The organism is Streptomyces sp. NPDC057137 (assembly GCF_042670825.1).
GTDB lineage: Bacteria > Actinomycetota > Actinomycetes > Streptomycetales > Streptomycetaceae > Streptomyces.
In genome coordinates, this window is record NZ_JBHUUW010000030.1 from 40,184 (window position 1) to 59,048 (window position 18,865).

The 18,865-nt window shown below is 69.5% G+C and carries 16 protein-coding genes; 11 read left to right on the forward strand and 5 right to left on the reverse strand.

The features are described 5' to 3' along the window. Window positions 1-132: 132 nt before the first annotated feature. A complete protein-coding gene (locus tag ACFT9I_RS23050; RefSeq protein WP_382566979.1) occupies window positions 133-1,632 on the reverse strand; it encodes an alpha-N-arabinofuranosidase in 1,500 nt (499 codons plus the stop codon). 289 nt (window positions 1,633-1,921) lie between these two features. On the opposite strand from ACFT9I_RS23050, the gene ACFT9I_RS23055 reads away from it, so the two are divergent. The 6 genes from ACFT9I_RS23055 (at window position 1,922) to ACFT9I_RS23080 (ending at window position 11,132) form a co-directional block, all read left to right on the forward strand. Continuing rightward, entirely contained in the window at window positions 1,922-2,968 is a 1,047-nt protein-coding gene (locus tag ACFT9I_RS23055; protein WP_382566981.1) for a LacI family DNA-binding transcriptional regulator, read from the forward strand. A 292-nt stretch (window positions 2,969-3,260) separates the two neighbouring features. Then, entirely contained in the window at window positions 3,261-4,619 is a 1,359-nt protein-coding gene (locus ACFT9I_RS23060) for an extracellular solute-binding protein (RefSeq protein ID WP_382566983.1), read from the forward strand. Window positions 4,620-4,719: 100 nt separating this feature from the next. Continuing rightward, entirely contained in the window at window positions 4,720-5,673 is a 954-nt protein-coding gene (locus tag ACFT9I_RS23065) for a carbohydrate ABC transporter permease (RefSeq protein ID WP_382567055.1), read from the forward strand. A gap of 67 nt (window positions 5,674-5,740) precedes the next feature. After that, on the forward strand, window positions 5,741-6,628 hold the full coding sequence (locus ACFT9I_RS23070; RefSeq protein WP_382566985.1) for a carbohydrate ABC transporter permease: 888 nt from the start codon (window positions 5,741-5,743) through the stop codon (window positions 6,626-6,628). Window positions 6,629-6,800: 172 nt separating this feature from the next. Continuing rightward, window positions 6,801-9,338 (forward strand): carbohydrate-binding protein, encoded by a 2,538-nt coding sequence (locus ACFT9I_RS23075; protein WP_382566987.1) that lies wholly within the window; start codon window positions 6,801-6,803, stop codon window positions 9,336-9,338. Between the two features lie 117 nt (window positions 9,339-9,455). Beyond that, complete coding sequence (locus ACFT9I_RS23080) at window positions 9,456-11,132, forward strand: glycoside hydrolase family 13 protein (RefSeq protein WP_382566989.1); 1,677 nt, start codon at window positions 9,456-9,458, stop codon at window positions 11,130-11,132. 77 nt (window positions 11,133-11,209) lie between these two features. Here ACFT9I_RS23080 and ACFT9I_RS23085 read toward each other — a convergent pair whose 3' ends face one another. Further along, window positions 11,210-11,776 carry an NADPH-dependent FMN reductase gene (locus ACFT9I_RS23085; protein WP_382566991.1) on the reverse strand — a complete coding sequence of 189 codons (567 nt, stop codon included), beginning with the start codon at window positions 11,774-11,776 and terminating at the stop codon, window positions 11,210-11,212. An 82-nt stretch (window positions 11,777-11,858) separates the two neighbouring features. On the opposite strand from ACFT9I_RS23085, the gene ACFT9I_RS23090 reads away from it, so the two are divergent. After that, window positions 11,859-12,368: a MarR family winged helix-turn-helix transcriptional regulator gene (locus ACFT9I_RS23090; RefSeq protein WP_382566993.1), complete on the forward strand. Its 510-nt coding sequence runs from the start codon at window positions 11,859-11,861 to the stop codon at window positions 12,366-12,368. A 124-nt stretch (window positions 12,369-12,492) separates the two neighbouring features. Continuing rightward, entirely contained in the window at window positions 12,493-13,374 is an 882-nt protein-coding gene (locus ACFT9I_RS23095) for an MHYT domain-containing protein (RefSeq protein ID WP_382566995.1), read from the forward strand. 36 nt (window positions 13,375-13,410) lie between these two features. On the opposite strand, the gene ACFT9I_RS23100 is transcribed toward ACFT9I_RS23095, so the two are convergent. The 3 genes from ACFT9I_RS23100 to ACFT9I_RS23110 are packed head-to-tail and all read right to left on the reverse strand — an operon-like array spanning window position 13,411 to window position 16,060. Continuing rightward, entirely contained in the window at window positions 13,411-14,184 is a 774-nt protein-coding gene (locus ACFT9I_RS23100) for a PIG-L family deacetylase (protein WP_382566996.1), read from the reverse strand. Continuing rightward, entirely contained in the window at window positions 14,181-14,873 is a 693-nt protein-coding gene (locus tag ACFT9I_RS23105) for a DUF1796 family putative cysteine peptidase (protein ID WP_382566998.1), read from the reverse strand. The genes ACFT9I_RS23100 and ACFT9I_RS23105 overlap by 4 nt, the downstream gene beginning before the upstream one ends. A gap of 8 nt (window positions 14,874-14,881) precedes the next feature. Further along, a complete protein-coding gene (locus ACFT9I_RS23110) occupies window positions 14,882-16,060 on the reverse strand; it encodes a hypothetical protein (protein ID WP_382567000.1) in 1,179 nt (392 codons plus the stop codon). A gap of 244 nt (window positions 16,061-16,304) precedes the next feature. Here ACFT9I_RS23110 and ACFT9I_RS23115 point away from each other — a divergent pair, with 244 nt between their 5' ends. The 3 genes from ACFT9I_RS23115 (at window position 16,305) to ACFT9I_RS23125 (ending at window position 18,821) form a co-directional block, all read left to right on the forward strand. Next, the gene (locus ACFT9I_RS23115) at window positions 16,305-17,156 is read left to right on the forward strand and encodes an aldo/keto reductase (RefSeq protein WP_382567001.1); all 852 of its coding nucleotides are present in this window, start codon (window positions 16,305-16,307) and stop codon (window positions 17,154-17,156) included. A 74-nt stretch (window positions 17,157-17,230) separates the two neighbouring features. Continuing rightward, window positions 17,231-17,470, forward strand: coding sequence for a DUF2630 family protein (locus ACFT9I_RS23120; RefSeq protein WP_382567003.1), 240 nt, complete (start codon window positions 17,231-17,233; stop codon window positions 17,468-17,470). A gap of 145 nt (window positions 17,471-17,615) precedes the next feature. Further along, window positions 17,616-18,821 (forward strand): cysteine desulfurase-like protein, encoded by a 1,206-nt coding sequence (locus tag ACFT9I_RS23125; protein ID WP_382567057.1) that lies wholly within the window; start codon window positions 17,616-17,618, stop codon window positions 18,819-18,821. Window positions 18,822-18,865 lie beyond the last annotated feature (44 nt).

Sequence of the window (18,865 nt, forward strand, 5' to 3'; positions counted from 1 at the left end):
CGGGCTCGTGAAGCCACGGGCCGGGCAGCCGGGAGGCTGGGCGGCGCGTGCGGCCGGATATCGATTACATCGATGTAAAAGCCCTGGTGTAAATACCTCGCACAGAGGTTTCTCGGCATCAGGGAGCCACGATCAGGCCAGCCGGATCATGTTCCAGGACAGCGGGGCGAGCGTGGCGCGCAGGGAATCGCCGGACAGTTCGGTGCCCAACTGGGCCCGTGGCGCCACCCGTTCGGGCTCGGCGAGGGTGTTGCGGGCATCGGGATCGGTGTCGTGGAGCGCGCTGTGCTCGACGACACCGCTCACCCCCGTCCCGCGCAGGGAGATCTCCAGCGGCAGCGGCTCGGTCGTGCTCCGGTTCACCGCGAAGACCGTGACCGAGCCGTCGGCGCCCCGGACGGCGGTGGCGTGCAGCAGGTCCGCCTCCCCGTACTCGCGAGTCGGATACGTGGGCGAGTCCGCGGCCACCCGAAGCACCCGGCCCCGGCCGTACCGCGACGCCTGCTGGAAGGGGAAGTACGTGGTCTGCTTCCAGGCGGCCCCGCCCGGCTCCGTCATGATCGGCGCGATGACATTGACCAGTTGGGCGAGACAGGCGATGGTCACGCGGTCGGCGTGCCGCAGCAGGGCGATCAGCAGCGAGCCGAACACGACCGCGTCGGTGACCGAGTACGCGTCCTCCAGCAGCCGGGGCGCCTCGTCCCAGGAGTCGCCGACCGGCGGCTCGTGGCGCGACTGGTACCAGACGTTCCACTCGTCGAACGAGAGATTGACCCGCTTGCCGGACTTGAGCCGGGCACCCACATGGTCACAGGTGGCGACCACGTTCTCGATGAAGGACTCCATGTCGACGGCGGAGGCGAGAAACGAGTCGCGGTCGCCGTCCGTCTCCTCGTAGTACGCGTGCAGCGAGATGTGGTCCACCAGGTCGTACGTCTCCCGCAGCACCTCCGCCTCCCACGCGGCGAACGTCGCCATGGCCTGGTTCGAGCTGCCGCACGCGACGAGTGTGACGGACGGGTCGAGTTGGCGCATGGCGCGCGCGGTCTCGGCGGCGAGCCGCCCGTACTCCTGGGCCGTCTTGTGCCCGGTCTGCCACGGGCCGTCCAGCTCGTTCCCCAGGCACCAGAGTCCGATGCCGTACGGCTCCTTCGCGCCGTGCGACCGGCGCAGCTCGGACAGGGCGGTGCCGGCGGGGTGGTTGGCGTACTCCTGGAGGTCGAGCGCCTCCCGCACGCCGCGCGTACCGAGGTTGAGCGCCATCATCGGCTCCGCGCCGACCTTGCCGACGAAGTCCATGAACTCGGCGAGGCCGAAGCGGTTGGTCTCGGTGGAGTGCCAGGCGAGGTCGAGTCGGCGGGGCCGGTCCTCGACGGGGCCGACGGAGTCTTCCCAGCGGTGGCCGGAGACGAAGTTGCCGCCGGGGTAACGGATGACGCTCACGCCCAACTCCCGTACGAGAGCGAGCACATCGCCGCGCAGGCCGGCCGCGTCGGCGGAGGGATGGCCCGGCTCGTACACCCCTGTGTACACGCAGCGGCCGAGGTGCTCCACGAAGGAGCCGAAGAGACGGTCGTCGACATCGCCGACGGTGAAGGCGGGGTCGAGGGTGAAGTGGGCGGTGCGGGCCATGCGTTCCTCACCTTGATTCGAGAGGTTGGGGAGGTTCGAAATATCGGACAACGGTCGCAATCCCGGACGTGAACAAGGGGAAGGTAGAACGCGCCAGGGGCCGCGTCAACGGTTCCGACCGACAGGCCGCACGGGGCGGTGGAGGGGGCGGTGGAGGAGTGGCGGAGGCTCGCGGCCGGGGTTGAGGCGGCGTGCGGCCGAGCCGGGCCCGATCATGGCCGCCCTCGCGTGTCAGAAAATTGCGCAACCGATCTTCAGTTCTTGCGCATCGGGTTGGTAGGTTGGTGACGTGAAGAAAAGACTCTCTCAGGTGGCCGAGTTCGCCGGCGTCAGCGAGACGACGGCCCGACGGGTGCTCAACGGGGCGACCGACGTGGCGCCGTCGACCCGCGACGCCGTGCTGACCGCGATGGACGTCTGCGGCTTCGAGCGGCCGCGCGACATGCAGCAGGAGCGGGCCGCGCTCGTCGGGCTCGTGGTCCCCGATCTGCAGAATCCGATCTTCCCCGCCTTCGTCGAGGCGCTGGCGGGACTTCTGAACAAGCGCGGTCTCATCCCGGTCCTGTGCACACGCACCGCCGACGGAGTCTCCGAGGCGCACTACATCGACATGATCCTCAAGCAGAACGTCGGCGGGATCATCTTCGTCGGCGCCAGTTACGCGGACGCCGGCCCCGAGCACGGACGCGCCCTGCGCGAACGGCGGATACCGATCGTGCTGCTCAACGCGGCGGACGAGAATCTGGGCGTCGCCCAGGTCTCCATCGACGACTCGGCCTCCGCCCAGCAGGTGCTCGGGCATCTCGCCTCGCTCGGACACGAGCGGATCGGCATGATCCTCGGCCCGGTGGGACACGTCCCGTCGGCCCGCAAACTCGCCGGCTACCAGACGTTCTGCGAACAGCGGATGAGCGCGGGGTCCGCCGGTCCGGGGGAGAACTGGCGCCAACTCGTCGCCCACGGGCTGTTCTCGATGGAGGGCGGCGCCACCGCGCTGCCCCGGCTCCTGGCGCACGGCGCCACCGCGGTCGTCTGCGCAAGCGACGCACTCGCCCTTGGCGCGATCCGCGCCGCGCGGCGGCAGGGACTGCGCGTACCGGAAGACCTCTCGGTCGTCGGATTCGACGACTCTCTGTACATGGTGGCGACCGATCCGCCGCTGACGACGGCGCGTCAGCCCGTCCAGGCGATGGCGGCCGCGGTGATCGCCTCGCTGGGGTCGCAGATGAAGGGGCACGCGACGGAGGGCGAGATGATGATGTTCGACACCGAACTGATCGTGCGCAGCTCAACGGCCCCTCCGCCGTCCGCCGCGAAGGGCTCACGGACGTCGTGAACGTCTGACGGGCAACGTCGAAACGGGAAGGGGTCCGGCCGTCGGCCGGGCCCCTTCCCGTCGTTCGCGACCGGACCGGATCACCCGCCCTGCCACCCCGGCCGGTGACAATCCGTCACACCCGTCTCCGGACCACACCTCCTTCCAGATTTAGTTTTTGCGCACGCTCATTGACTTCTTGCGTATCCCACTTTTACTGTCGGCGCCGACGAGACCACGCAGAGGCCGAGCCGCTGCAAGTCACGCAAACCCTTTGCAGACTCCGCCAGGAAGGCATGGGATCCCCATGGACATGGATGGCATCGCACGACGTCGCGCGCTCGGCCTGGCCCTGGCCTCGGCGCTGATGCTCGGTCCTGCCGCCTGCGGCAGCCCGTCGGAACCGTCGGGCGTCGGAAAGGACGGCGTCGTGACCATCAGCGTCAACGACATGCCGCCCAAGACGCAGCCGGTGGACCGCAAGATCTTCGAGCAGGACGTCAAGGCCTTCGAGAAGGCCCACCCGAAGATCAAGATCGAGCCCCACGAGGGCCAGATGGACCCCAAGACCTTCGCCGCGAAGCTCGCGGGCGGCCAGCTGGAGGACGTGTACTACGTCTACTTCACCGACCCGGCCGGTCTGATCCAGCGCCGCCAGGGCGCCGACATCACGCCGTACCTCAAGGACGTGCCGTACCTGAAGGACATCCGTCCCGAGTTCCAGGATGTCTTCAAGGGCCAGGACGGAAAGATCTACGGCCTCCCGAACGGGCAGTACTCACTCGGTCTGGTCTACAACCGGGCGCTGTTCGAGCGGGCGGGACTCGACCCGGACAAGCCGCCGACGACCTGGGACGAGGTACGGGCGGCCGCGAAGAAGATCAGCGCCCTCGGTGACGGCACGGTCGGATACGCCGACTACAGCAAGAACAACGAAGGCGGCTGGCACCTCACTTCGTGGATCTACTCCATGGGCGGTGACGTCGCGGTCAGGGACGGCGACCGGTGGAAGGCCGCGTTCGACGACACGGCCGGCCGCGACGCGCTGCAGATGCTCCACGACATGCGCTGGACCGACGGCAGCATGGGGACGCGTCAGCTCCTCCAGATAGCCGATGTCCAGAAGATGATGGGCTCCGGCAAGCTCGGGATGTACATGGCCGGCCCGGACAACGTGCCCACCATCGTCAAGCAGTTCGAGCGCGAGTACGACGACTACGGCGTTGCCGCCATGCCCGGGTCCGCGACCCTCGGCGGCGGCAACGGCTTCATGTTCAACCCCAAGGCCTCGCCCGAGAAGATCGAGGCCGGAGTGCGGTGGGTCCAGTGGAAGTATCTGAACCCGGACCGCACGGCCTTCAACGACAAGCGCATCGGTGACCAGGACGTGCCGATCGGGCTGCCCCTCGACCGGCTCTACACCGACGAGGTCCAGAACAAGGTCGACAGGATCCACGCGAAGTACGCCAACGTCCCGCAGAAGAACTTCGCGCCCTTCATGGCCCGCAACGGCGAACTCGACCAGAAGGTGGAGCCGCCCAACGCGCAGCAGATCTACGCCGTTCTCGACGGCGTCATGCAGTCGGTCCTGACCAAGAAGGACGCGGACCTCGACCAGCTTCTCGGCGACGCGGCGAAGAAGGTCGACTCCCTCCTCGCCACGGTCAAGTGACATGAGCGCCACGCCACTTCACACAACGTCGCAGTCGCAGTCGCCGGGACCGGCCGCCGGCGGCGAGGGGTCCGGGACGGCCGCGGACGACGCACGAGCGATCGCGAAGACCGGCCACGACCGCTCGCCCCGGTCGAGCGGGTCGAGCCGGTCGCCCGGTTCGCCCCGTCAGGTCCGCTCGGACCGTCTGCGCCGTCGCGTGCGGGAGAACCTCACCGCGTACCTCTTCCTGACCGCCGGGGTGCTCTGCTTCGCCGTCTTCTCCTGGTACCCGATCGTCCGGGGCGGGCTGCTCGCCTTCCAGCAGGTGAACTTCGCCGAACCCGCCACCTGGGTGGGCCTCGACAACTTCCGTCGTCTCTTCGACGACCCGCTGTTCGCGACGGCCTGGAAGAACACCGGCTACTTCACCCTGCTGGCGCTCGTCCTCGGCTTCGCCGCCCCCTTCGCGACGGCGGTGATCCTGAACGAACTCCGCCACGGACGCGGCTACTTGAGGATGACCGTCTATCTGCCGGTGATGCTGCCGCCGATCGTCACCATGCTGCTGTGGCGCTGGTTCTACGACCCCGGCCCCGGACTCTTCAACAACACCCTGGAGATCTTTCACCTGCCCGCCCAGCAGTGGCTGGAGTCCGAGCACCTCTCGATGATCTCCCTGGTCCTCGTCTCGACCTGGGCCAACATGGGCACCACCACGCTGATCTACCTGGCCGCGCTCGGCTCGATCCCCGGTGATCTGTACGAGGCCGCGGAGCTGGACGGCGCGTCCATCCGGCAACGGCTGTGGCACGTGACCATCCCGCAGATGCGCTTCATCCTGATGATCACGCTCCTCCTCCAGGTCATCGGCACCATGCAGGTGTTCATCGAGCCGTACATCCTCACCGGCGGCGGACCGGACGACGCGACCGTCACCGTACTGCTGCTGCTGTTCCGCTACGCGTTCGTCTACAACGACTTCGGCCTGGCCAGCGCGATGAGTTCGCTGCTCTTCGTGGTCCTGGGCCTCTTCGCCGCCTGCTATCTGCGGCTGACCCGGAGCAAGGACTGAGAGAGCCGGGAGCGCCGAGAAGACCGAGAGAGCCCGAGAGGACAGGAAAGGACCGAGAGGCACCGACATGGCCGCCGACACCCCCGTACGCACCCTGATCGCCCCCACCGAGATGACCCGCCGCAAGAGCCGGTTCCTCTACCGCTTCGTGCTGACCATGACGCTCATCGGCTTCACGCTCGCCTTTGTCTTCCCCCTCTACTGGATGGCGACCGGCGCGCTCAAGTCCTCCTCCGAGCTGGCCGATCCCGACATCACCCTGCTGCCGCAGTCCTGGCACCCGGAGTCGTACACCGGCGCCTGGACGAACGTCGGGCTCGGCAAGCACTTCCTCAACACACTCGTCCTGGCCCTCGGCGCCTGGCTGTTCCAGCTGCTGGTCGCCGTCTCCGCCGCCTACGCGCTGTCCAAACTGCGGCCCCTGCTCGGCAACGTGATCCTCGGCATGATGCTGGCGACCCTCATGCTGCCGGTCTCCGCCCTGCTCGTGCCCACGTACCTCACCGTCGTGGACATCCCCGTCCTGCACATCAACCTGATCAACACCCCCTGGGCGATCTGGCTGCCCGCAGCCGCCAACGCCTTCAGCATCTTCATCCTGAAGCGGTTCTTCGACCAGATACCGGCCGAACTGCTCGACTCCGCCCGGATCGACGGAGCCGGACCGCTGCGCGTCCTCGTCTCCGTGGTGCTCCCGCTCTCCCGGCCGGTACTCGCCGTGGTGTCCATCTTCGCGATCGTCGGCGTCTGGAAGGACTTCCTCTGGCCGATGCTCGTCCTGCCTGATCCCGCCAGACAGCCCATCACGGTCGCGCTCAACCGGCTGTCCGAGTTCATGCCGGCCAACCAGTTGCTCGCGGGCATGGTCATGGCCAGCGTTCCACTGCTCGTCCTCTTCCTGATCTTCCAGCGCCACATCATCGCCGGACTCACCGCGGGCAGCCTCAAGGGCTGAGCCCACCGCGCCCCCCACCGTGCCCCATCGCGCCCCCACCCGCTCCGTGACGACAGCCGTCGTCGCGGTAGTCCCCCCATGGCACCCCACTGCCTCATCGGTGCTCATCCCGGAAGGACAGACCGCTGTGACACCCGTACCCATAGCGCGTTCGAGAGCCGCCCGATCCGCCGTGATTCCCCTTCTCCTCGCCGTCCTCTGCACGCTGACCCAGTGGCACGGAGCCCCCGGCGCCGCCGCCACGTCCGTCGCCGCCACGTCGGCCGCCGCCACGTCGGCCGCCGGTACCTCGGCTGCCGGTACCTCGGCCGTCGAGGCCGAGTCCGGAACCCTGTCCGGCGGCGCCGTCCGCTCCACCGAGCACGCCGGCTACACCGGCTCGGGCTTCGTCGGCGGCTACACCGACGGCAACAAGGGCAGCGCCTCCACCTCGTTCACCGTCCCCTCGGCCGCCGCCGGGAACGGGTCGCTCAAGATCCGTTACGCGAACGGCACCACGGCCACCATGACCCTGAGCCTGTACGTCAACGGCGCCAAGGTCCGCCAGATCAGCCTCCCCGCCACCGCGAACTGGACCACCTGGGCCACACGCGACGAGCCGGTGCCGTACAAGGAGGGCGGCAACACCGTCGCCCTCACGTTCACCGCCGCCGACAGCGGCAACGTCAACCTCGACAACTTCACGGCCGCCACCCCCGACGTCCCGACCGAGCCGCCCGCCGACGCCCCCGCCCAGGACGCCGAGGACGCGTACTTCTCCGGTGGCTCCGGCATCGCCAACTCCGCCTCCGGATACGGCGGAAAGGGCTATCTGACCGGCTTCACCAAGGCCGGCGCGCGCGCCGTCTTCGCGGTCGACGCGCCCGCCGCCCGCACCTATCCGGTCGCCGTCCGCTATCGCACCGCCGCGTCGGCGGCGGCGAGCGTGAGCCTGACGGCCAACGGCACGAAGATCCGCCAGGTCCAACTGCCGGGCACCGCGGGCGAGTGGCGCACGGCCACCACCGACGTACCGCTGCGCGCCTCCCTCAACACCCTCACCCTGCGCACCGAATCCGGCGACGCGGGCGACTTCCAGCTCGACGGCATCACCGTGACCGGCGCCGACGCGGGCGAGAGCCGGGGCGCGACCGTCCCGTACACCGCGTACGAAGCCGAGAGCGGCACCACCAACGCCAGCACCATCGGCCCCGACCGCACCTTCCTCAGCGTTCCGTCGGAGGCGTCGGGCCGTAAGGCCGTCGTCCTCGACAGCACCGGCGAGTACGTGCAGTTCACGCTCACCCGGCCCGCCAACGCGCTGACCCTGCGCTACTCGATCCCGGACAACGCGGCGGGCACCGGAACGTCGGCGACGCTCAGCGTCTACGCCGACGGCACACAGGTCAAGGACCTGGACCTGTCGTCCAAGTACGCCTGGGTGTACGGCGGTTACCCGTACAACAACGACCCCTCGCAGGGCTCCGCCCACCACTTCTTCGACGAGACACGCGCCACCATCGGCAGCTTCCCCGCCGGCACCGTCCTGAAGTTCCAGAAGGACTCCGGCGACACCGCCGCCAACTACACCCTGGACCTGGTGGAGACGGAGACCGCACCGGCCGCCGCCGCCATGCCGTCCACCGGCTTCGTCTCGGCGACCACCCTCGGCGTGACCCCGGACGACGGCAGCGACGACACCGCCGCCCTCAACTCGGCGGTCGGCACGGCCAAATCACAGGGCAAGGGCCTGTGGCTGCCGGCCGGCACGTACAACATCTCCGACCATGTGAACCTCACCGGCATCGCGCTGCGCGGCGCGGGGGAGTGGTCGACCGTCCTGCGCGGCAAGGACGGCAAGGGCGGACTCTTCGGCCGGGGCGGCACGAACACCGTCCAGGACTTCACCATCGCCGGTGACGTCTCCTACCGCGACGACGCCAACTTCCACGCCGCGATCGAGGGCGACTTCGGAACCGGCTCGACCATCCAGAACATCTGGATCGAACACACCAAGGTCGGTCTGTGGATCGACGCGCCCACCGACGGCCTGTACGTGAGCGGCCTGCGGATCCGCGACACCTTCGCCGACGGCATCAACCTGCACAAGGGCACCGCCAACACCGAGGTGTGGAACACCAGCGTGCGCAACACCGGCGACGACGGTCTCGCGATGTTCTCCGAGGCCCAGGCCGTCAGCAACAGCGCGTACCGCTTCAACACCGTCCAGGTCCCGCTGCTCGCCAACGGCGTGGGGATCTACGGCGGCAACGCCAACCGCGTCGAGGACAACGTCTTCGCCGACACCGTCACCGGATCGGCCGGCATCGCCATCAGCAGCCGCTTCGCCCCCGTGCCCTTCAGCGGCACCACGTCCGTCCAGCGCAACACCCTTCAACGGACGGGCGGTTACGAGCCCAACTGGCAGAGCGAGTTCGGCGCGCTGTGGATCTACGCCGACTCCTCCGACATCACGGCGCCCGTACTCGTCCAGGACATCGACATCATCGACAGCACCTACAGCGGTGTCCTGGTCTCGTGGCAGAAGACCGTCAGTGATCTCACCCTGAAGAACATCAAGATCCAGAACACCGGCACGCACGGCATCGAGATCAACGCCGCCGGAGCCGGCACGTTCTCGGACGTCACCGTCACGGGCGCGCCGGACGGCGGGCTCGACCTCGTGGGCGGCTTCGCCATCACCCGGGGCAGCGGCAACAGCGGCTGGTAGCCCGAACGGCACCGCGATCGCCGGTACTTCGCCCCGCACGGCGCACCGTCACCACCTCCATGATCCGGCCCCGCCCCATCCGGCGGGGCCGGACCCCTCATCCTTCAAGGAGTCCCCGTGACCGACACCGCCACCCCGTCCACGACCGCCTGGTGGCGGCACGCCGCGATCTACCAGATCTACGTACGGAGCTTCGCCGACGCCGACGGAGACGGTACGGGCGACCTCGCCGGAGTACGGGACCGGCTGCCGTATCTGAGTCAACTGGGTGTCGACGCACTCTGGTTCACACCCTGGTACACCTCCCCGATGGCCGACGGCGGCTACGACGTCGCCGACTACCGGGACATCGACCCCCGATTCGGCACCCTCGCGGAGGCCGAGGCCCTGATCGCCGAGGCGCACACGCACGGCCTGCGCGTCCTGGTGGACCTGGTGCCCAACCACTGCTCCGACCAGCACCCCTGGTTCCGGCAGGCACTGGCCGACGGGCCGGGGTCGCCCCTGCGCGACCGCTTCTGGTTCGTCCCCGGGCGCGGCGCCAACGGTGAACTGCCGCCCAACGACTGGCAGTCGTACTTCGGCGGCGCGGCGTGGACACGGGTCACCGAGCCGGACGGCACCCCCGGCCCCTGGTATCTGCACATGTTCGCCCCCGAACAGCCCGACCTCAACTGGGAACACCGTGACGTACGCGCCGAGTTCGAGGACATCCTGCACTTCTGGCTGCGCAAGGGCGTCGACGGCTTCCGTATCGACGTCGCCCACGGCCTCGCGAAGAAGCCGGGGCTGCCGGACGTCGGCCCCGACCCGGACCTCACCGATCTGCCCTACCAGGACTGTGACGACGTCCACGAGATCTACCGCGAATGGCGCAAGATCCTCGACAGCTACGACGGCGAGCGCACCTTCGTCGGCGAGGTGTGGCTGCCGACGCCCGACCAGTTCGCCCGCTATCTGCGCCCCGACGAGCTGCACTCCGCGTTCAACTTCGAATTCCTGTGCTGCGCCTGGGACGCGGGGGCACTGCGCGACGTCATCAAGGGCACGCTCGCCGCGCACCTGCCGGTCGGCGCGCCCCCGACCTGGGTCCTCTCCAACCACGACACCATCCGCCACGTCACCCGTTACGGACGCGAGGACACGTCCTTCGAGATGGGCGACAAGCGCCTGTCCGACCCGAGCGACCCCGTCCTCGGCCGCCGCCGGGCACGCGCCGCGGCCCTGCTGACCATGGCCCTGCCGGGCGGGGTGTACGTGTACCAGGGCGACGAGCTGGGCCTGCCCGAGGTGCAGGACATCCCCGACGCCCTGATCCAGGACCCGACGTTCGCTCGTTCGCTGGGGACGGACCGGGGCCGGGACGGCTGTCGCGTACCCCTGCCGTGGACCGGGGCCACGGCGTCTCTCGGCTTCTCGCCGGACGGCGCGTCGGCCGCCCCGTGGCTGCCCCAGCCCGCCGACTGGGCCGCGATGTCGGTCGAGGCGCAGCTCGACGACCCGGAGTCGGTCCTCACGCTCTACCGCGAGGCGCTGGCACTGCGCCGCGCGCGCCTGGTGGGGCTCCCAGAGACCCTGGCCCTGGCGGACGCCGGCGCGGACACGGTGTGCTTCGACCGGCCGGGCGGCTTCCGCTGCCTGGTCAACATCGGCGCCGAGGCGGTGACGGTGCCGGCCGGGGCCCATGTCCTGCTCAGTAGCGGACCGTTGGCGCGCGACGCCGACGGGTTGCGGGTGCCGGCCGATACGTGCGTGTGGCTGGACATGAACGGGACGAGCGGGGCTCGGAGGTAGCGACGTAACGCGGGATCGAGTCGGGCAGGCCCGCCGGGGCGGGCACTGCCGGACTCGATCCCGGGGACTGCCCCTCGTCAGGCGTCGGTACGGACCGTCCGCATGGCCTTGGTCCAGCTCACGAGCTGGTCGAGCGTGGTGTTCAGGGCTTCCTTCTGGTGGTCACCGGGCTTGAACGTGGAGTAGTTCTCGAAGTCCGTGAAGAGGGAGAGGGCGACCTGGGCCCGTACGGTCGCCACCTGCAGCTCGGACATGATCAGACGCAGGTGCTCGACGGCGCGGGCGCCGCCGACGCTGCCGTAGCTGACGAAGCCTGCGGCCTTGTTGTTCCACTCGCCGTACAGGAAGTCGATGGCGTTCTTCAGGGCGCCGGAGGTCGAGTGGTTGTACTCGGGAGTGACGAAGAGGTAGCCGTCGAAGGAGGCGATCTTCTCCGACCACGCCACAGTGTGGGCCTGCGCGTACTGCCCCATGGTCGCCGGAATGGCCTCGTCCAGGTGCGGAAGCTTGAAGTCGGCGATGTCGACGAGTTCGAACTCCGCGTCGCTGCGCTGGGCGGCGATCTCCTGGGCCCACTTGGCGACGGCCTCGCCGTTGCGGCCCGGACGGGTGCTGCCCAGAATGACCGCGATCTTCAGCGTCATGATCTGCTCCTGACTTGAGATGTCAACTTACGGCTATCCTGCCCACGCTTGAAGTCTCAAGTCAAGCGGCTACGATGGTCCCATGACAGACGAGACAACCCCGGCCGACGACACGCCGTGGCTCTCCGCGACCGAGCTGGAGTCGTGGGTGCCGTTCAGCGGGATGCTCCTCGGTCTCGTCAGCGCGCTGGACGCGCAGCTCCAGAGCGACGCCAAGGTGAGTTTCTTCGGCTATCTGGTGCTGGCGGGCCTCTCCGAGGCCCCCGAGCGCACCCTCCCCATGAGCGACCTGGCGGTCCTGGCCCACGGTTCCCTGTCGCGCCTCTCGCACGCCGTGTCCACGCTGGAGAAGCGCGGCTGGGTCCGCCGCAGCCCCTCGCCGAAGAACGGCCGCGTCACGGTCGCGACCCTGACCGACGCCGGTTACGCCAAGATCGTCGCCACCGCGCCCGGCCATGTCGAGGCCGTCCGCCGGCTCGTCCTCGACCCGATCGGCGCGGACCAACTGCGCGCGCTCGGTGAGATCTCGACCGTCATCCGCGACTCGATGGGCTCGCCCTGTGTGTGGCCGGCCCGCCCCGCCGCCGGGTAACTATCAGCCGCTACAGGGTATTTGTGCACCGAACTTCATGCTTTTTAGGTCATGAGGGTTGTAATTCAGCCATGTGAGCGCCTACACATCATCTCCACAGGTGTGAGGGACAGGGGCGCTGCGCATGCAAGGCACGGTTGACGGGTTCAGCTACGGGGTCATCACGCCGATCGCGGCTTTCGTGATGGCCTGTCTCGGGAGCGCGCTGGGACTGCGCTGCGTCACCCGGTCACTCCGGGCCGAACAGTCCTTCAAACCCGGGTGGTTGTCGCTCGGCGCGGCGTCCATCGGCTCCGGCATCTGGACGATGCACTTCATCGCCATGATGGGCTTCCAGGTACGGGAGACACCGATCGGCTACGACGTCCCGCTCACGGTCGCCAGCCTCGCCGTGGCGGTCCTCGTGGTCAGCGTCGGAGTCTTCATCGTGGGCTACCGGGGCAGCGCCCCGGCCGTTCTGATCACCTCCGGAGTCATCACCGGTCTGGGTGTCGCGGCGATGCACTACCTGGGCATGGCGGGCATGAGCCTGGAGGGCCAACTCCACTACGACACCACGATCGTGACGATCTCCGTGGTGATCGCCGTCGTCGCCGCGACCGCCGCGCTGTGGGCCGCCGTCTCCGTCCACGGCTTCTTCCCCAGCCTCCTCGCGAGCCTCATCATGGGCGTCGCCGTGACCGGAATGCACTACACGGGAATGGCGGCGATCAGCGTGCACCTCGCCGGCGGCGCGCCGCGCACGGGGGCTGGGGCCTTCGCCGACTCGCTGCCCTCGATCATGTTCCCGATGCTGCTCGGGCCGCTCGTCTTTCTCCTGCTGGCCGGTGTGGTCGTCATGTTCGACCCGCTGCTGATCCTCGGGGACGGCGAGTGGAACGAGACCCCGGCCCGCAAGCGCGAGACGAACCGTCCGGAGCTGACGGAGGGGCCCGGCGCACCGGGCGCGACGAGCGGCACGCGTACGGTTCCCGGCCAGGAGCCCCCGCGCTCCTACCGCTGGTGACGACTCGCGGTCCCTGGACGCCTGTTGCCGGCCGCGTCAGCTGCTCCCGATACCTCCGGTGCTCCCGGCCCCCGGCCCGGCACCCGGCCCCAGCGTCCAGACACGCTCGGCACGCAACGGCCCGGTGCGCGCCGTCACCATGCCGTGGTCGGCGGCCAGCGCGGCGAGTTGGGAGCCGTAACAGAGCACCGCGTCACGCTTCAGGGCCCACTGGTCGTCCGTCAGCGTGAGGTCATGTGTGAGGCGCAGCTCATGACGGCTCGTCAGGTCCTGGTAGGCGAGCCCGTACAGGTAACTGCGACTGAGCGCGTCATCGGCCTCGGGGGACCCCCACTCGTCCAGATGACCGGTGTAGGGGAGGTCCGCGTAGACGAGCGGCAGCGGGCGGCCGAGCTTCCCGAGCACCGTCAGCGCCCGGTCCCGAACCTTCTGGTGATCCGACTGGTTCGTGGCGACGGGTATCAACAGCTGTGTCTCCGGCGCCAGTTCGGCCAGACAACCGTCGATCGCCGTCAGCTCCGCCCCGTCGATGTAGGGGCCGTCGGGATGGTCCAGAACGACGCTCTCGACCCCGAGGAGTTCGCAGGCCCGTGCGTCCTCCGCGCGACGGGCACGGTACGCCTCCCGCGCGGTGGAGAACCCGCAGACGCTGTCCCACCAGGAGACGGGGTGGTGGGACGCGGGCTCGCCGCCGTACACCGTCACGACCGTTACAGGGCCTGGAAGTTGGGGAATGAGCCCCGCGAGTGAGAGCACGGCGTCGTCGAAGTGCGGCGAGAGGATCACGGTGGCGGGGGGTGGGGGAGTCATGCGAGGTGTCTCCTCGGTTGTGGGGTGGGCCAAAGAGGATCGGGCGACATCTGTACGGCACTGAACACCTCGTCCCACTGGGCGTCGTCGCCCTCCCAGCGGCCGGGCGCCTCCGCCACCGTCCCCCACGAGATTCCCGGAGCCAGGTCCGCGGCATCGGCGGGCGGCGTACGGCGCAGCCACAGCAGCGAGAACCGCTGCCCGGGGTGCGCGGTGGCGATCACATGACGCAGCCCGGCCAGGTCCCTCGCCACGCATTCGTCGAAGGCGTCGTGGTGGACGTACAGCACATGGGCCGGAGACTTGGCGAGGGCGCGCCAGCGCTCCGCGAGCGCCTCGAACTTGGCTCTGACGCCGTCGAGTTGGCGGTCGATGTCGTCCTGCGTGAGGAGCTGTCCGTCGGCCGGCCGGAAGTCGTGGAAGAAACGGATGTCCGAGGCACGGTCGAGGGCGCAGAGCCCGTCGCTGAACGGTTCCACCTGCCCCGGACGCAGTACGTGGGCGAAGTCCTCGGCGATGATCTCGACCACCGCGTCGAAGTCGAGGTCGAGCCAGTCGAAGAAGTGCGCCGACTCGTTCCCGGTGATGCGGCGGAGCTGGTAGGTCGTCTCGCAGTGGTAGCCGAGCCCCACGCATACGTCGTACACGTTCGTCCCGTGAGCCGGAACGGCCGGATTCATCTGCGTCATGGGGGCGTTCAGCCGGCGGTGCGCCGGAGGAGGAGCCCGTCACTGCCGCGTTTGATGAGATAGGCGCGGCCCGCGCAGACGGTTTCGACGCGCGGCGGGACCAGGTGGACGCTCTCCACCTCCCGCCAGGTGGTGGACGCCGCGAGCCAGGGCCGTACCTGGCTGTCCATGGCGTCCGGTTCGAGGGCGACGAAGACATGGTCGGTGGGCAGACGGTCCAGCAGGGCGAGGTCCTGGCCGTAGTAGAGCATCTCGATGAGGAGGTGGGCTCCGGCGCGCGGCCGGCCATCCTCGTCGGTGTGTTCCACGGGATCCGTGAGTTCCGTGAGTTCCGCGAGATCCTGGGCGGAGACGCGTACGGTCTCCGTGCCTCGAACGGCCTCTGCGAGACGTGTCCTGAACAGGGGGTTGGGCTCGGTGGCGTGAACGGTACGGCCCGCCGCGATCAGACGGTGCGTCAGAGCGCCTTCGCACGCGCCCACTTCCACCAGGGACTCGCCGGTCTCGGCGCGATGACCCAGTATCCAGGCGGCGGTGGCGTCCAGCCGGTCCTTCTCGTAGGGGGAACTGCCGAACTCCCAGGGATCCGGGATGGAGGCGGCCTCGTCGTCCAGGCTCGCCAGCAGGGCGAAGAGCCGTTCGCGCTCGTCCGCGTTGGTGTGGAAGAAACGCTCGGTGGCGGGTATGCGGGGTGTCTGGACCACGTACTCCGCCGACGGCTCCGTGAGCAGGTGCTCGCACGCCCGGTTGACGAAGTCGAGCTTGGTGCCGATCAGTTCGCGGTCCAGCGAACGGTCGAAGTCGCTCACGACCTGGAGAAACGGCGAATACCCGACGGCGTGCCGCACATCGCGACCCGCACAGCCGATCGCCGTGTCCCGGCCCACCTTGCCCCGGCTGCGCCGGTTGTCCGCCGGCGAGTGCGTCCATACGCGCGCGTCGCGGTCGTCGGCCACCCCGCGTACGAGCTCCGCCAGCGGGGCGGGACCGGGCGACGCCGACCCGTCGTCGGCCGGACGCACATGCCGCGCGATGTCGGCGAGCCGCTCGGCCGGGCTCCGCCCGGCGGGGAAGGCGAGTGTCCGGCCGTGATCGGCGAGGACGAGGGCGGCCTCGCCGTCGGTGAGAACGGACAGGAAGTCGAGTACGGCGTCTTCGGCGCGGAGTACAACAACGATGTCGATCACAGGATCGGTCCTCTGTACGAGACGGACGGGCTGTACGAGACGGACGGGCCGCAAGTGGCACACGTTAGGTCTAGACCACTGCGCGGTGCAAGGGACGGCGCCCCCTAAGGTCGTGTCTCGGCCGTCCCTGGTCCGCCCTGATCCCCCTCGTTCCCGATCTCCCTCGTCCCTGCGCGAGGGCATCGCGGTTGACAGGCGGCGTCCCGGTGAGAGCCTTGAAGAGGCACGAGAGGAGGGGCTGCCGATGGGACCGACACACGACGTCCGCACCGTCCCGCTCCCCTCGGGGGAGCACGTTCCCGTGCTGGGGCAAGGCACCTGGGGCTGGGCACAGGACCCCGCGCGCCGCGCGAGCGAGAAGGAGTCCCTGCTGCTGGGACTGGACCTGGGGATGACCCTGGTCGACACGGCCGAGATGTACGGCCAGGGCGCCGCGGAGGAACTGGTCGGGGAAACCCTCGCCGGCCGCCGTGACGAGGCGTTCCTGGTGACCAAGGTGCTGCCGTACAACGCGGGCCGGATGGACACCGTCAACGCCTGCGAGCGCAGCCTGAAACGCCTGCGAACCGATCGGATCGACCTCTACCTCCTGCACTGGCGCGGCGCCGTGCCGCTGGAGGAGACGGTCGCCGCGTTCGACGAACTGCTCCGCGCGGGCAAGATCCGCCACTGGGGAGTCAGCAACTTCGACCCGGCCGACCTACGGGAGTTGGCCGGGGTGCCGGGCGGCGACGCGATGGCCACGAACCAGGTCCTGTACAACCTGACCCGGCGCGGCATCGAGTACGACCTGCTGCCCCACTGCCGCGAGCGCGGCGTCCCGGTCATGGCCTACTCGCCGGTCGAGCAAGGACGGCTGCTGCCCGCGCCGGCACTCGAAGCCGTGGCGCGCCGCCACGAGGCCACACCGGCACAGGTGGCCCTGGCCTGGGTCCTTCGCCGTAACGACGTGATCGCGATCCCCCGGGCGGGCCGGACCGAACACGTCCGCGAGAACCGTGCCGCGCTCGCACTCACCCTGACCGACAACGACCTGGCCGCCCTCGACGACGCCTTCCCGCCTGTCCGTGGGCCGGTGCCGCTGGAGGTGCTCTGAGCGGGGCGTGCCAGGTCGGTTCGGGTCGGTCCGGGTTTCGGCCCGCGCGGCGGCCCACAACAGCGGAGGTAGTGATGGCGGACGACATTCTGCACACGATCGACACGCTGGTGGCGGAGGAACACCGCCTGCGTGCGCAGGCTCCCGGCAAGGGCCTCGGCCCGGAGGAACGCGAGCGGCTCCAGGTGCTGGAACAGCGGCTGGACCAGTGCTGGGACCTGCTGCGGCGGCGGAGGGCCGAGGCGGACTCCGGCGCGGATCCGCAGCGGGTCGAGGCCCGTCCGGTGGCCGAGGTGGAGTCGTACGAGCAGTGAGGGCGGCGGGGGAGCGGAGCCGGGGATCGGCGGCCGGCGGGAGGCGGCCAGGGGGAGCGATGTCAGCCCTGTCTGCGATGATCGGCCGGCAGCCGGGATACGCGTTCCGGGCCGAGCGTGGTCAGGGGTTCTCATGCCGTACGACATGGACATCGACATCGACGCGTTGCGCGCCCGGTTTCCCGCGCTGCGCGCGGGAGTCGCGCACTTCGACGGCCCCGGCGGTACGCAGATGCCCACCCCGGTCATCGAGGCCATCACGAACGCGCTGAGCAACCCTCTGTCGGTCCGGGGCTCCGTCGCGCCGGGAGAGATCAACGCCGAGACGATCGTCCGCGACTTCCGCCGGGCGATGGCCGACCTGCTGGGCGCGGAGGAGGCGGGCATCGTCGTCGGGCGCAGCGCCACACAGCTCACGTACGACTTCTCCCGCGTACTGGCCCGGAGTTGGGCCCCCGGCGACGAGGTGGTGGTGAGCCGGCTGGACCACGACGCCAACATCCGCCCCTGGATCCAGGCCGCCGAGCGGGCCGGTGCCGTGGTGCGCTGGGCGGACTTCGATCCGGCCACCGGCGAACTGCCCGTGGCGTCCGTCGGCGCCCAACTGACCGACCGCACACGCCTGGTCGCGGTGACCGCCGCCTCGAACCTGATCGGGACCCGGCCGGACGTACCGGCCATCGCGGACCTGGTCCACCGGGCGGGCGCGCTGCTGTACGTCGACGGTGTCCACCTCGCCGCGCACGCTTTCGTGGACGTCGCGGCGCTGGGCGCGGACTTCTTCGTCTGCTCGCCGTACAAGTTCTTCGGCCCCCACCACGGCGTACTGGCCGCTTCCACACGGCTGTTGGAGACCCTGCGGCCGGACAAGCTCGCGCCGTCGACCGACGCGGTCCCGGAGCGCTTCGAGCTGGGCACCCTGCCGTACGAAGCCCTCGCGGGCACACGCGCCGCCGTGGACTTCCTCGCGGACCTCGCCCCCGGCAGGGAGGGAGCCCGCCGTGAACGCCTCCGCTCCGCCTACGCGGCGATCGAGGTCCACGAGACGGCCCTGCGCGAGAGCACCGAGGAGGCGCTGTCCCAACTCGACGGCGTGACACGGCACTCGCGTGCGGCGCTACGGACCCCGACGATGCTGCTCACCTTCGACAACAGGGACGCGGCGGACGCCTACCACTTCCTCGCCCGCTCCCAAGTCCACGCCCCCGCAGGTTCGTTCTACGCACTGGAGGCTTCCCGCCATCTCGGCCTGGGAGCCGCGGGGGGCCTGCGCGTGGGCCTGTCCCCGTACAACAACGCGGACGACATCGAACGCCTGACGACGGGCCTGTCGGCGTTCCTCCGCTCCTGAATGCCTGGCAGCAGCGACCCCCAGGGCGTGAATTCCAACAAGGC